This window comes from Acinetobacter sp. YH01004 (genome assembly GCF_013420455.1).
In the GTDB taxonomy this organism is placed as follows: domain Bacteria; phylum Pseudomonadota; class Gammaproteobacteria; order Pseudomonadales; family Moraxellaceae; genus Acinetobacter; species Acinetobacter towneri.
In genome coordinates, this window is record NZ_VOXZ01000005.1 from 38,688 (window position 1) to 52,601 (window position 13,914).

Here is a 13,914-nt window from a genome sequence, read left to right on the forward strand (position 1 = left end):
TTTTCTGACTTGAGCATCTGTAAGCATTGCAATGATTCCACAGAATTGGGGGTATAATTTTGGGGGTAATTTATTATACCCCTAGTTATACCCCCAACAAGATCAAGCTTGCAATAGATAAAGTAGATTGCATTAGACATAAAAAAAGCTTAAACCCTTTAGATTTAAGCTTTTTAAGATCACATGAGACTTCATGAGAATAATGTTTGGCGGTGAAAGAGGGATTCGAACCCTCGATACGCTATTAACGTATACACACTTTCCAGGCGTGCTCCTTCAGCCACTCGGACACTTCACCATAGGCGGTGGATAATAACCAAAAAATAGTACAAAGCCAAGTTGAAACATTTGATTTAGAGAAAAACTTTCAGCGTAGTGCTATGATTCTCAAAAATACCGTCTAAATCGAAGACACCTATGCAAAGTACTGCAAAAAAAGCAGCCTTACCCGTCATTACCTTGGCTGCGCTCGGCGTCGTATTTGGGGATATCGGAACCAGCCCCCTGTACGCCTTCCGACAAACTTTTTTAACGGCCCATCTTGCAATTACTCAAGCCAGTGTATTGGGAATTTTATCCCTGATTTTCTGGTGCATGATGCTCACCATCAGCTTCAAATACGTCACTATCATTATGCGTGCCGATAACAATGGCGAAGGCGGGATCATGTCATTATTGGCATTGAACCTGCGCACCACCCGCATTGCCGAAGACAAAAAAATCTTTCTGATCGCACTTGGCTTTATTGGCGCATCACTTTTCTTTGGCGATGGTATTATCACCCCCGCTATTTCAGTATTGTCGGCTATCGAAGGGCTAAGTATTGCCACGCCTATTTTTAATCAATGGCTCGTACCGCTCTCAATTGGTATTTTGGCAGGACTGTTCATTGTGCAGCGTCATGGTACAGGTACGATGGGCAAATTTTTTGGACCACTGACTTTGCTGTGGTTTTTAGCCATTGGCGGTGCGGGGCTGCTCAGTATCATCCAAACTCCATTTGTATTGGCCATGGTCAGTCCACACTGGGCGTTTAACTTTGTAGTAGAGCAACCCTTTGTTGCATTTCTCACCATGGGCGCCGTAATTTTGACCATGACGGGTGGCGAAGCACTCTATGCCGATATGGGACATTTTGGGCGGATGCCCATTCGCCTCGCGTGGTTTTTAATTGTCTTACCTTGTTTGTTATTGAATTACGCGGGACAAGGCGCATTACTGCTACGCAACCCTGCAGCGATTGAAAATCCGTTTTATATGTTGGTGCCTGAATGGGGCTTATACCCGATGATTGGTTTAGCTACGGCTGCGGCAGTGATCGCTTCTCAAGCGGTGATCACAGGGGTATTTTCAATGGTTAATCAGGCCATTCAATTGCGTTATTTGCCTCGCCTGACGGTACGCCACACGTCCGATGTCGAACGTGGTCAAATCTATTTGCCATTCATTAACTGGGCCTTATTTATTTCGGTGCTTATCTTAATTTTATTATTTGAAAATAGTGCCAGACTTGCCAGTGCTTATGGCGTGGCAGTGACCATGACCATGCTGTGTGGCACGATTTTAATTTCAGTGCTGGCCTATGGTTTTTGGCGTTGGCCGATGTGGAAAGTTGCCCTTTTTGCAGTGCCATTTTTAACCCTAGATTTAATTTTTGTGGCTTCGACCTCGCTCAAAATTGTGTCAGGGGGATGGGTGCCAATTTTAATTGGCGCCATCATGTATACCATTTTAATGACGTGGAAAGATGGTCGTGCATTGGTTTTCAATCGTTTGGAAAAAGATGCCTTGCCGATAGACCTATTCATTCACAGTATTAGTATGGGCAATGAAACCAAATTTGTCCCTGGCGATGCGATTTTCTTGACAGGTACGCCTAACATTGTGCCACATGCCATGTTGCATAATATTAAGCACAACAAGGTCTTACATGAACGCAATATCATGGTAACGGTCATCACGCGTGATATTCCATTTGTGGCGCAGCAAGATCGGATTCAAGTCGAAAAACTGGATGATCGTTTTTATCGGATTACCATGTATTACGGTTTTAAAGATCAGCCGAATATTCCAAATGCCTTAAAACAAGCCTATGAACAGCTTGAGTTTGAATTCGATATGATGCAAATGAGCTTCTTTATTTCGCGTGATCGAATTGTGCATACGGTGGGCGATGGCATGTCACCGTGGCGTGAAAAACTGTTTATTTCAATGCAGCGCAATACCAGTCCAGTGAGTGATTTCTATCAAATTCCAACCAACCGTGTGGTGGAATTGGGTAGTCAAATCGAAATTTAAAAACTGCTCAATAGATTTTAAAAAAACCAGCATTATAAAGTGCTGGTTTTTTATTTTTAGCTCAAGATTGGTCTTAAACAGATCTTATTGTTCCGTATCACTTGGTTGTAGATGGCTTAAATCTATATCGTTTACATCTGCGCCCTGTGCCGCAGGTGCTGTGGTTTCAAGCCGTTCAGTCGTGGGCAGATTGACTGCTGCTTGTTCAGATGCAGCAGGGTTTTGTGGTGCAGCATTTAGCGCTTCTGCGGTGACATCCACATCATCGCCAGCATTTACAGGTAAATCGGCTGAAGATGACAATAATGGCGCAGAGGTGGCTTGTATGTGTTGTTCGCTCACTTGCTCTGCCTGCGCTGCGTGTTGCAGTTCGGATTCAGTCCCGACAGGCATCGTCATCGGTACATTGTCTTGAGCCAGATTGGCTTGTTCGGCTGAAATTTGGTTTGCAGGCTGTTGCGCTATATTTTCTGCTGGACTTGTTAAGTTTGTATCTGTACTCGGTACAATGCGTATCTGACCATTGGCGATTAATTCTTGTAGTGAGCCTGCTTGCCCATTAATCGTGGTGCTTATTTTGACTTTAGATAAACTTTCTAAAGTATCACCTGCTTGAATGGGTGGTTCGGCAAAGGCAGAAATGCTGATACTGCTACCAACCAAAGCACAAGCAAAAAGATGAAAACGCATGTATTTCTCCATCAAAAATCGCAAAAATAAAGTTAAAACCAATTTAAATCGTCAATGACATCCAGCTAGAGCAGCGCAATGCGCTTGGGTGTCGCTGAGCGATGTCTTTAAGGTGTATTTAGCTTGGCAGATTCGCTAAAACGGATGCAATCAAATCTACCAAACTTGATCTAGACTGATGTCAAAAGTGCTTAAAACTCAGGCTGTGTATGGCTTTTGTGGTGTTATGGCGCGGGTTTTGTTTAATTGTTAGACGAACAAGAGGTGCTTCATATACAAGCTGTGAGTGGATTGTTAAGCTCGGGCAAACTCTGCGGATTTAGAGCGAAGTCACAGTAACGGTTATGGCAAGAAAACGGCGCAATTCCAACAACATTTGGACTCAAATTTTCAATCAAAACAGCTTGAAAGTGCTACTCGGTGTAGTGGCAACAGGGAGTTTTGTGATTGCTTTTGGTCAAGAAAAAATTAGCCAGTGGACTTCACTGGTGCCGAGTTCAGGAAATAGTGCTTGCCTAACCCAGTTCTATCGAGAAACGCCGCCCTATTTACTGAAAAATAGCCTGCAAAAAGACAGCTATCCGCTGTGTTTTAATGACTTTAATGTGATGTATTCAGGGGTATCCAAAACCCCGTTATGGGTGGCAGAAGCCTTAACACCAGCGCGTTTGAGTCAGCGGATTCCACGTGAAGATAACTTTCACGAAGAACCGCGCGTCAAAGCCGAGCATCGTGCGACTTTGCTGGATTATCGTGGTTCGGGTTATGACCGTGGACACATGGCACCGAATGCCGACATGACCAACTTGGCAGCCCAGTTTGACAGTTTTTCTTTGGCAAATATGGTGCCGCAAGCCCCTAAAAATAATCAGCAGGTCTGGCGTGAACTTGAAGAAGCCACCCGAGCGGTGGTGACTAAGCAAAAGCAAGATGTGTATGTGATTACGGGGCCAAGTTTTAATGCCAAGCGTCTAAAAACCATTGGGCAGGGCGTTATTGTGCCGACTGCGGTGTATAAAGCTGTGTATATGCCCAAAACAGGCGCGATAGGGGCTTATTACGCGCCCAATAACGACTCGTTACAGGTGCAAGTGGTGAGTGTCTGCTATTTAGAAGAACAGTTGGGCATTAATTTATTCCCACAATTAAGTGAAGAACAAAAGCGCAATACCTATAAATTGCCTTTGACTGCAAATGCTGTAAAAGCCAATACACCGATTGCCTACTCACATTGGGATGCAGAAAGCCAGTGCGCAGAAGATGTATCTGCTGAGCAATTACAAGCCTTGCAAACCGAATTTAAACGCTCAGGCAGTAGTCCTGCATCGGGTGCTAGCATTGATGCAGATACCCAAGATGCAATTGTGAAGCAATTGATTGAAGCTTTATTGCAATATATTTTACAGTTGTTGAAATCTTAAACTGGGTTAAGATGATGGATATTGCATCCTTCATGCTAAGGTGAATTCAATGTTTAAACCGTTTCAAAATGGGACTGAATCACATGCGATTCATGACTTAACCTTAGAAAATGATTTAGATTGCATCAATGTGTATGGCAATTTGCAAATCAGCAAAGATCAGGCGGGTTTACAGGCAGCCAAAGCACTACAGGCTTTTTTGAATGAAGTTGTTGCAACTTTGGAGCAGACTCCGAATCTGCCTGAAAAGTTAGATCGTCCCGAAGCGGGTGAAATTGAAAATCCATTTTTATAATGGATGCCATCTCAAGATATTAAATCTACTTTAATCTGCTCATCTAAGCCATTAAAAAGCCCGCTCAAACGCTTGAACGGGCTTTGTTGTTTTGTGTGTTTTTAGATAAATCCCAGACATCTTGAAAAGCTGTGGATTTAAAGTTTTGAAGATCAGTCTTCAGCTTTTGCCATAGCGCGATACAGCACCGCACCAATCACCGCACCAATCACCGCACCTACAATCGGTGCAACCCAGAAAGCCCAAAGCTGGCTGAGTGCTGCAGTTTCAGCAAAGAACGCCACACCTGTACTACGTGCAGGGTTCACGGAAGTATTGGTTACAGGAATACTGATCAGATGGATTAAGGTCAGTGCCAAACCAATTGCAATTGGAGCAAAACCTGCAGGTGCACGTTTGGCGGTTGCACCCATAATCACCATCAAAAAGCCAGCAGTGAGTACCACTTCAATCAATAATACTGAACTGAGGGCATATTTTCCTGGAGATAAATCACCATAACCGTTGGTCGCGAAACCGCCTGTGCCTGCAAAACCTGCCTGACCCTGTACAATCAGATACAACACCAGTGCGGCCAGAGTCGCACCAATAATTTGTGAAATAATATACGGTGCGAGTTCTTTGGCTTCAAAACGTCCACCTGCCCACAAACCAATACTGACTGCAGGGTTAAATTGACCACCTGAAATGTGCCCAAGTGCATAGGCCGCGGTTAATACGGTCAGACCGAACGCGAGGGATACCCCCACAAAACCAATGCCCAATTCAGGAAAAGCTGCAGCCAATACCGCACCACCACAACCACCAAATACCAGCTAGAATGTGCCAGCCAGTTCTGCGAAATACTTATTCAATTTGATTCTCCAGTGCTTATTTTTTGAGTTAATTAATCAAACTTCAATTAAATTTATCGCATTTTAGATCGATATTGTGATGAATTTAACACAAATTAAAGTAAAAAGAAGCAATCATGAAGCACGTTGCATCCGCCATTGTTGTGGTGTGTGCTGCGTCCATTGTTTAAACGCACGCTGAAAGGCACTTTGTTCTGAATAACCCAGCAATAGCGCAATTTCTTGCAGACTTAAATGTGGGTCTTGTAAATATTGTTCTGCCAATAAACAGCGTACTTCCTGCATGCGTTTTTGGTAGGTCGTGCCTTGCTGTTGCAAATGACGTTGCAACTGACGTACAGAAATATGTAATTGCTGAGCAATATGTTCAATTTGATACATATTTTTTTGCAGCCCCGTCAAAATGGCTTGCTGTAAACGCTGATCGGTTTGGGTGCTATTCGGTAGCTTTTCCAGTAAGGCTTGCGCCTGTTGCAACAATAAATGCTGTAAGGTTTGATCGCCCTGATGAAAAGGTTTTGCCAGTTCGGAAACAGGCAACAACACTTGGGTAATTGGCTGAGAAAAGCGCACTTTACAATGAAAATACTGCTCATACAGTGCAATATTTTTGGGTGCAGGATGATGAAAATGTACTTCGTGCAGGCAAATATCCTCAAACTGCATAAAGTGCTTCAAAAATTCCATCATCAAGGCAATGGCAATTTCATCGGTTAATTGTGTGGTCATGTGCACGGATAATTCTGACCAACGAATGGATAAGTAATCGTTTTGTGCTTCGACCTGCAATGGGCCACCATCGTAAATCAAGCGATGAAAATCGTGGTAACGCTGTAATGCTTCGCCCAGATGATCACAGGACAAGGCTAAATATGCAATGATGCCTAAATGTTTGGGCTGCACGTATTTGGCAATTTCCAAACCCAAAGCAGGTTGTGGTAATTGTTGCTCCAAAGTGCTGAGCAAGTCACGCCAGAGGGCATAATCAAAACGTTCCAGATTTTGAATCTGATGTAATTTTTCTGGAATGGGCAGCTTTTTTGCTTGGTAATAGCACATCAATAAATGCCCTAAGCCACCATAGATCGAGCCCGTATACTCTTTGAATTGTTGCATGTGTTATCGGTTTATTTTTGTCGTCATTTGTCAATGATATTGATTTTTTTGGTCAAGATCTAGTCAATCTCACATGCCTATAGTGAACATCAGAGTCAAGATGTCCTGTGTTTAAGGAGAAATAGCGATGTGGAAAGGATTTCTAGCAGGTTTGGTGGTTGCCAATGGTTTTGAATGGGTGGCACATAAATATATTTTGCACGGAACGCATCGAGCAGGGCAGCGCCGTTATAGTCCTGTGCCTGAAAGTATGAAATCACATTGGGAACATCATCGTGAAGTGCGTAAAACCAGTTTTCACGATCATGGCTATGTCGAAGGGATTCGCAACTGGCGTACCAAAAATGAAATTGTGTCTTTGGCTGTGGTGGCAACGGTGGCCAGTGGCGTGTTCTATCCAATTTCTAAGGGTATGAGTTTGGCTGCGCTATATAGTGCTGCGAATTATTATTATATTCACCGTCGTGCGCATTTAGAGCCAGAGTGGGCAGTTAAGAAAATTCCGTGGCATTATGACCATCACATGAACAGTAATCAGGATGCGAACTGGTGCGTGACCAAACCGTGGTTTGATTATATTTTAGGAACGCGAGTCATTTCAGCACCTGCCTTACAGGAGCAAAATCCGTTAGGCATTGCCTTACCTCGGGTGATTGCACAGGGTTTAAACCATCTGTCTGCTGCATATTTTCCTGCCAAATGGGTCGAGAAAAAATTAGCTGTGGCAGAGCAGTTATCTTAACTGTATTGCAGCAAATGAAGGTTTGTACTGACAGCTTGGGCAAGTCTTGTCGCAAATGGTCAATGTTTTTGGTGTTTTTGGTCAATATTTCAGCTAAAGCTCTGCGTATATTGTGTGCAGTGAAATATCCACGGATGTTTCGGTTGAATATTGTGTGATGATAAATTGATTTTGTTGATTATTTTTTTATAAGTCTATTTAAAAAGATAAAAGAACCTCAGCGCTGTGGTTTTTTGAGTTGATAGGAGTCTTCGGACTCCTTTTTTTCTGCCTAAATTTTACCTTTACTTCAATTTTAAGCTAAAAAAAGTGCAATCTTCAGATTGCACTTTTCACAGTTCGTTTGCACTATGATTTTACAAACGCATTTCAATGCCTTGTGCTGCCAAATATTGTTTGGCTTCAGGAATGGTATGCTGACCAAAGTGGAAAATTGAGGCTGCCAGTACCGCATCGGCACCGCCTTTTAAAATACCATCTGCCAAGTGCTGTAAATTACCTACACCGCCAGAAGCAATGGTAGGTACCATTACACGGTCATTGATGGCACGCATGAGCGCCAAGTCATAGCCTGCTTTGGTGCCATCGGCATCCATTGAGGTGACCAACAACTCACCTGCGCCGTAGTCCGCCATTTTCACAGCCCATTCAATTGCGTCAATACCAGTGGGTTTACGACCACCGTGGGTGAAAATTTCCCATTTGTTATCACCCGTTTTTTTCGCATCAATAGCAACCACAATACATTGTGCGCCAAAACGTTGTGAGGCTTCTTGCACAAATTCTGGGTTAAACACGGCTGCAGAGTTAATGCTGACTTTATCTGCACCTGCGTTCAATAATAGGCGAATGTCTTCAACCTTGCGCACGCCACCACCAACGGTGAGGGGCACGAACACGGTTTCTGCCATACGTTCTACGGTACGATAAGTCGTATCACGACCATGATGGGTAGCGGTAATGTCTAAAAAGGTGATTTCATCGGCACCTTGTTCATTATAACGACGCGCCACTTCGACAGGGTCGCCCGCATCACGAATATCAAGGAATTGCACGCCCTTAACCACGCGACCATTATCTACGTCTAGGCAAGGAATAATACGTTTCGCTAGCATAAATTTTTCCAATTATTACAGCCGATTATGAAACTCACCCACACAAGCGCTACACCTTGGCAGATGGAGCGGGTATTCTATCAAACTTAGCTCAGGTTTTTCGCAGGTTTTCTATGTCGGTTTATACTCCTTTGACTTTAAAGGAAGTTCAGGTCTTTGCAGCGCCTTATGGATTGGAGGTGGTCGAGCTGATTCCCATTCAAGGGGGGATTCAAAATACCAATTATTTTTTGCGTTGCGACAATCAAAACGAGTACGTGCTGACCATTTTTGAAGAGTTAGATCAGCAAGCGGCAGGCGAATTAATTCCTGTATTACAGCATTTGGGGCAAGCGGGTTTGCCTGTGGCAGTGCCTTTATCCTATTCGGGACAAGCCATTCACCAATTAAAAGAAAAACCTGCACAAATTGCACCGCGTTTAATTGGGCAGCATCCGACACTGGCAACAGTGGCGCAAGTGGAAGCGATTGCGATTGCACAAGCCAAAATGCATGTGGCCTTACAAAATTTTCCTTTGCAGCGCGATCATGTACGTGATCACGCTTATTGGGCAGGGGTCGCACGCCAATTAAAACCAAGCATGCATGTGGCCGATCAAGCCTTACTGTCCAAACTTTTGGGCTTGTATGAAGCCTTAACCGCAGTCTATCCGCAGCGTCCTAAAGGTTTTATTCACTCGGATTTATTCCGTGACAATACCTTGTTTGCAGATGATCAGTTGCAAGGCATTTTAGATTTTTATGAATTAAATCAAGATGAATTGCTGTTTGATATTGCGATTACCCTAAATGATTTTTGTACCGACTTTCCTGAGTTGAGCTTAAATGAAAGCAAGGCGATGGCATTTTTAAATGCCTACGAAACCGTGCGTCCTTTAACCCAAGACGAAAAGGCTTGTTTAGAACTGTATTTGGCAATGGCGGCAGGACGTTTTTGGTTAATGCGTTTGCAGGTGGCTGCTAAAAATGCGGCAGAAGGGCGGACAGGCGCAGATATTCTGCAGAAAAATCCAGATGAAATGCGGAATATGCTGATTGAACGCTTAAAGTTTGTGACAGCTTGAGGGATATAGAACATGCGTGATCAAGGGCGTTTAGTCGAATGGTTTGATGAGCAGGGTTATGGGTTTATTCAGCCGAATGACCACCAAAAAGATCGCGTGTTTTTACACATTAAGGACTTCGCCCGACAAGGTCCACGTCCAATTGTGGGCTGTGCCTTAGAATACACAGTGACTGTGGATGAGCGTGGACGTTACCGAGCGCAGCAAGCGGTGTATTTAAAAGCTTCGCAGACCAAGGCGGCAAAGGCATCTGCTGTGAGTACAAAAATATCCAACAGCACGCAAAAAATGCAGCCGATGCAAATATTGTGTGTGGCTTATATTGTTGCTTTGGCTTTGCTGATGCTGTTGGGATTGCTCAGTGGTATGTTGTTATTATTCATCAGTTTGATGAATGCGCTGAGTTATTGGCTGTATGCACAAGATAAAGAAGCTGCACAGCAGGGTGGACGTCGTATTCCTGAAAATAACTTGCATATTGTGGCTTTTTTAGGGGGTTGGCCTGCAGCATGGTTAGCACAACAAAAATTACGCCATAAAACACAAAAACAACCCTTTGGTAAGATTTATTTTTGTACGATAGGCTTAAATATCTTTCTGATTTTATGGATGATTTCTCCGTTGAATCAGCTTAACATCTAATTGGGAATATTGTTCCAGTAACAGGCTTGTCAGGTGCATTATGTCAGACGCAGAGCATTCATATTCAGTAGATCAAGACCCACATCGTTCATTGACCATGATTTTATATGTGCTGTATATCGTGGCGATTTTTTCTGCGGGGATATTGGCCGTGATTGCCTTAATCATCAACTATTTAAAACGTAGTGATGTACAAGGTTCAATTTTTGCCAGTCATTTTACTTGGCAAATTCGCAGCTTCTGGTGGTATCTGTTTTGGAATATTGTGGCCTTTGTGCCGTTCTTTTTGGTGTTCTTTAGTCCAGATGCGCAAAGCTTTGCCAGTATGACTTTGGCTGCGACACTTTTCTGTATCGCAGTGGTTGCTATTTCGTGGTTATGGATTGTTTACCGTGCTATACGCGGTTTAATTCGCGTGAATGATAATTTACCGATGTATCATTAAATTCACGTTCGTTCGTCTTTTTAAGATGTTTTGAGCGATCTTGCCTAGATGCTGTTTATTCAACTTTTTGGGATGATGTGTTTCGATTTAAAAATTTTGGTCGCCATTCGCTGACCAGCACCCCTAAAACCACCAGTAGTCCCCCGAACAACGCCAAAACGGCTAAGCGCTCGCCTGCCAAACGTCCAATCAATGCTGCCCAAACAGGTTCACCTGCATAAATAATAGCCGCTTGCGCAGGGTCAACTTGTCGTTGTGCCCAGTTCATCACCAATTGAATTACGGCACTGGCAATGCCTAAGCCAAGCAAAACAGCAAGGAGTGACCACTGAAATTCGGGTAATTGGGTTTCTCCGACCAGTGGCGCAATCGCAAAACACAATAACGATGCACAACCCAGTTGGATGAGGGTAACGCGCTTTAAATTGACCCGATTGGCAAAATAGCTAATTAAAATAATTTCAAAGGCAATCGCAATTGAACCGATTAAAGTAATGGCTTGTCCAAAACTTAACTGAATTGCGCCTAAGCCATTGCCTGTTAAAAAGACCAAGCCTACAAATGCCAAAATAGCACCCAACCAAGTCATGACATGCGGACGTTGATCAAAGCATAACCACAGCAATAGCGGTACAAGCGGGACATACAGCGCCGTTAAAAAGGCCGATTCGCTACTGCTGATACTTTGTAAGCCAATGGTTTGAGTGACATAACCTAGCGCAATGACTGCGCCTATGGCAAAGCCTGCATAGAGTTCATCGATGCTAAAACCACGTAAGCTTCGCCATGAAATCAGCCCCACGGCCAACGTGGCTGCGGCAAAACGTAAGCCTACAAACAGTACTGGACTGCTGAAGTTCAAACCGTATTGCACGGTAATGAAGGTTGCACCCCAAATTAAGGTAATCAAAATGAGCGCCAGTTGCGGGGCTTTGCTGCGAAGCATTGGTGAAAGCTGAGACATAGAACCAGTGGGAGATGAAGAAAACTCAAAATGAGTAAAATAAAATCAAAATAAAAAAGAGGTCCGCAGACCTCTTTAAAAATACGCGGCAGAATTACAAAGATTGCTCATCTAAAAGCAACTGTGCCTCACGCAGGCTTAACGTGCCTTCGTAAATTGCACGACCTGTAATCGCACCTAAAATGCCAGGCTGACCTTTTAGGTTGCGTACGTCATCTAAATTGGTCACACCGCCAGAAGCAATCACGGGTAAGCCTGAATATTGCGCCAAGTTTACGGTTTGTTCTACGTTCACACCTTGCATCATGCCATCACGGGCAATATCGGTATAAACAATGCTAGATACACCTGCATCGGCAAAACGCTTAGCTAAATCTGTTGCCTTCACGTCTGTGACGTTGGCCCAACCATCAGTAGCCACCATGCCATTCATGGCGTCAATGCCGACAATGATGTGTCCTGCAAATTTCTTGCAGGCTTCTTCTACAAAAGTAGGCTCTTGTACGGCTTTGGTACCAATAATCACGAACGATACGCCTGCATCCAAATAGTGTTCGATGGTTTCGAGTGAACGAATACCGCCACCAATTTGAATTGGAAGATCCGGTTGTGATTTTGCAATCGCTTCAACCACAGGTTTATGAATTGGCGTACCTGCGAAAGCGCCGTTTAAATCGACTAAATGCAAGCGACGCGCGCCTTCATTTACCCAGTGTTGTGCTGTTGCCACTGGATCGTCAGAAAATACAGTATCATCTTCCATACGACCTTGTTTTAAACGAACACACTTGCCATCTTTCAGGTCAATTGCAGGGATGATCAGCATGCTTTCGCTCCTTGCCAAAAACTTATTGAATTCAATCTGTGCATCTTAACAAAGTATTGTTAAATATCTAAGCATCTGTTGTAGGTTTTGTTTTAGAGGGACGAATCCGCAATTTGAGTGAACTGTTTGGGATATGCTCGGGCAATAGACCCAAACGCCCCAATTCTTCAAATATCAACACAGGTGCGTAGGCATCGGCGGCAGCATAGGCAATTTGTGCTTCACTGAGCTGTTTGCATGCCCAGTTTGAGGTGCTGATACTTCGGCTTTTAGGGAAATGAACGTGAAATAATAATGCCATGGCATTTTTAAGCCCAAGCGGACTTTTAAAACCAAAACTGCCAAAACATTTGGATAGTTCAATCACGCTATTCAGTTGTATACTTTTTTTACGAAATAAATGGGCATCATTTTTCAGCCCAAAACCTACTTTAATTTGATCGCGATTGGCAAAAACTGGCTGCAAAAATTGCCAAATGTCATCATTGAGCTGAAATAGATAGGCTTTTTCTAAGGTTGCGAGCTGAATTAAATGCGGGCCTGTAGAAACTTCGCCTACATTAAACGTGGGTTTAGATTCAGAATCGAAACCCAAGACAGCTGCGGTTTTCAGTTCAGCTTCAATTGCTAGACATTGCTCTAGATTTTGAATCAGTACAATATTTTGACGCGCAATATTTTCAAACAGTGGCAATTGCCGAATTTCATCAGGGCTAGGCAGGGTACGCAGACGAGTGAGATCCATAACATTCAAAGCGGTAAAGAAGCGGTTTTAGCCTAAAGCGTTTTGCGGAATTTGGCAAAGTTTAAAAGATTGAAAATGCTGTGCAGGACAAAGATTGCAGCGAATATCCTGAAAAAATAGCCCAATAGATGGGCTATTTCGAAATATCAACCAAGTGGAATATTTTTGCTTAGACGTTGCTGAATATACCTGACAAGAAGCTGCCAATAATCGCCAAAATCATCAGCACAATAAAAATCCAAGCCAGTACTTTTTCCCAACCTGCAGTTTCACGTACCGCACCATAGCTATTTTGACGATCATCGCCAGGTGCAAATACCAAATATAAACCCATAATAATATTCACCAAAGGCACCAAAATCAGCAAAGATAACCAGCCAGTATGATTGCGGTCATGCAAGCGGCGGATGGTGAAAATAAAGCTAAAATAGAACGCAACGATATAAATGATCACGAGCAAGATCATGCCGATGCCCATAGAGCCAGAGCCGAGCTCTAGCAATAAATTGGGTGCAACAACGGCAATAATTGCAATCAGTACTGCAAGCCCCAAGCTGAGCAAACAGTTCCACGCTAAAAATGATAATCGACCAAAACGCCCCGCTGCACTGAGTGCAGAATCTTCTACATATTGACTCATTGTTGTAATTCCTAGATTTTTTGAATTTTCTGTCGCATACCGTATATTTGCTCAAAA

Annotated in this window: 15 protein-coding genes and 1 tRNA gene; 7 read left to right on the top strand and 9 right to left on the bottom strand. The window is 43.4% G+C overall.

What is annotated here, in order from left to right:
* Positions 1-207 precede the first annotated feature (207 nt).
* A tRNA-Ser gene (locus tag FTT71_RS05095) sits at positions 208-298 on the bottom strand.
* A 119-nt stretch (positions 299-417) separates the two neighbouring features.
* Here FTT71_RS05095 and FTT71_RS05100 point away from each other — a divergent pair.
* The gene (locus FTT71_RS05100) at positions 418-2,298 is read left to right on the top strand and encodes a potassium transporter Kup (RefSeq protein ID WP_179990268.1); all 1,881 of its coding nucleotides are present in this window, start codon (positions 418-420) and stop codon (positions 2,296-2,298) included.
* A gap of 84 nt (positions 2,299-2,382) precedes the next feature.
* On the opposite strand, the gene FTT71_RS05105 is transcribed toward FTT71_RS05100, so the two are convergent.
* Positions 2,383-2,988 carry a hypothetical protein gene (locus tag FTT71_RS05105; protein WP_004974369.1) on the bottom strand — a complete coding sequence of 202 codons (606 nt, stop codon included), beginning with the start codon at positions 2,986-2,988 and terminating at the stop codon, positions 2,383-2,385.
* A 344-nt stretch (positions 2,989-3,332) separates the two neighbouring features.
* Between FTT71_RS05105 and FTT71_RS05110 the strand changes: the two genes are divergently transcribed.
* Together FTT71_RS05110 and FTT71_RS05115 are read left to right on the top strand one after the other, a co-directional pair.
* Positions 3,333-4,409, top strand: coding sequence for a DNA/RNA non-specific endonuclease (locus FTT71_RS05110; RefSeq protein ID WP_004974371.1), 1,077 nt, complete (start codon positions 3,333-3,335; stop codon positions 4,407-4,409).
* A gap of 49 nt (positions 4,410-4,458) precedes the next feature.
* The gene (locus tag FTT71_RS05115) at positions 4,459-4,704 is read left to right on the top strand and encodes a hypothetical protein (RefSeq protein ID WP_004974374.1); all 246 of its coding nucleotides are present in this window, start codon (positions 4,459-4,461) and stop codon (positions 4,702-4,704) included.
* Positions 4,705-4,856: 152 nt separating this feature from the next.
* Here the strand turns inward: FTT71_RS05115 and aqpZ are convergent, their stop codons facing one another.
* Together aqpZ and FTT71_RS05125 are read right to left on the bottom strand one after the other, a co-directional pair.
* Positions 4,857-5,519, bottom strand: a complete 663-nt coding sequence (gene aqpZ / locus FTT71_RS05120; RefSeq protein ID WP_180160793.1) for an aquaporin Z — start codon at positions 5,517-5,519, stop codon at positions 4,857-4,859.
* A gap of 153 nt (positions 5,520-5,672) precedes the next feature.
* Entirely contained in the window at positions 5,673-6,674 is a 1,002-nt protein-coding gene (locus tag FTT71_RS05125; RefSeq protein WP_179989015.1) for an AraC family transcriptional regulator, read from the bottom strand.
* Between the two features lie 127 nt (positions 6,675-6,801).
* Here FTT71_RS05125 and FTT71_RS05130 point away from each other — a divergent pair, with 127 nt between their 5' ends.
* A complete protein-coding gene (locus FTT71_RS05130) occupies positions 6,802-7,416 on the top strand; it encodes a hypothetical protein (protein WP_154320231.1) in 615 nt (204 codons plus the stop codon).
* A gap of 356 nt (positions 7,417-7,772) precedes the next feature.
* Here FTT71_RS05130 and hisF read toward each other — a convergent pair whose 3' ends face one another.
* Positions 7,773-8,531, bottom strand: coding sequence for an imidazole glycerol phosphate synthase subunit HisF (gene hisF, locus FTT71_RS05135; protein ID WP_154320232.1), 759 nt, complete (start codon positions 8,529-8,531; stop codon positions 7,773-7,775).
* Positions 8,532-8,644: 113 nt separating this feature from the next.
* On the opposite strand from hisF, the gene FTT71_RS05140 reads away from it, so the two are divergent.
* Genes FTT71_RS05140 through FTT71_RS05150 form a run of 3 tightly spaced genes read left to right on the top strand, consistent with a single transcriptional unit; the run spans position 8,645 to position 10,682 of the window.
* A complete protein-coding gene (locus FTT71_RS05140) occupies positions 8,645-9,595 on the top strand; it encodes a homoserine kinase (RefSeq protein WP_179996676.1) in 951 nt (316 codons plus the stop codon).
* 12 nt (positions 9,596-9,607) lie between these two features.
* Positions 9,608-10,237: a DUF1294 domain-containing protein gene (locus FTT71_RS05145; protein ID WP_004974388.1), complete on the top strand. Its 630-nt coding sequence runs from the start codon at positions 9,608-9,610 to the stop codon at positions 10,235-10,237.
* 40 nt (positions 10,238-10,277) lie between these two features.
* Positions 10,278-10,682, top strand: coding sequence for a hypothetical protein (locus FTT71_RS05150; protein ID WP_004974391.1), 405 nt, complete (start codon positions 10,278-10,280; stop codon positions 10,680-10,682).
* Positions 10,683-10,737: 55 nt separating this feature from the next.
* Here the strand turns inward: FTT71_RS05150 and FTT71_RS05155 are convergent, their stop codons facing one another.
* From FTT71_RS05155 to FTT71_RS05170, 4 genes are all read right to left on the bottom strand, one after another.
* Positions 10,738-11,646: a DMT family transporter gene (locus FTT71_RS05155; RefSeq protein WP_180160757.1), complete on the bottom strand. Its 909-nt coding sequence runs from the start codon at positions 11,644-11,646 to the stop codon at positions 10,738-10,740.
* 94 nt (positions 11,647-11,740) lie between these two features.
* Positions 11,741-12,472, bottom strand: coding sequence for a 1-(5-phosphoribosyl)-5-[(5-phosphoribosylamino)methylideneamino]imidazole-4-carboxamide isomerase (gene hisA, locus FTT71_RS05160; protein WP_004974395.1), 732 nt, complete (start codon positions 12,470-12,472; stop codon positions 11,741-11,743).
* Positions 12,473-12,539: 67 nt separating this feature from the next.
* On the bottom strand, positions 12,540-13,217 hold the full coding sequence (locus tag FTT71_RS05165; protein ID WP_180160758.1) for a 3'-5' exonuclease domain-containing protein 2: 678 nt from the start codon (positions 13,215-13,217) through the stop codon (positions 12,540-12,542).
* A 169-nt stretch (positions 13,218-13,386) separates the two neighbouring features.
* Positions 13,387-13,857 carry a DUF805 domain-containing protein gene (locus tag FTT71_RS05170; RefSeq protein ID WP_004974398.1) on the bottom strand — a complete coding sequence of 157 codons (471 nt, stop codon included), beginning with the start codon at positions 13,855-13,857 and terminating at the stop codon, positions 13,387-13,389.
* Positions 13,858-13,914: the final 57 nt, after the last annotated feature.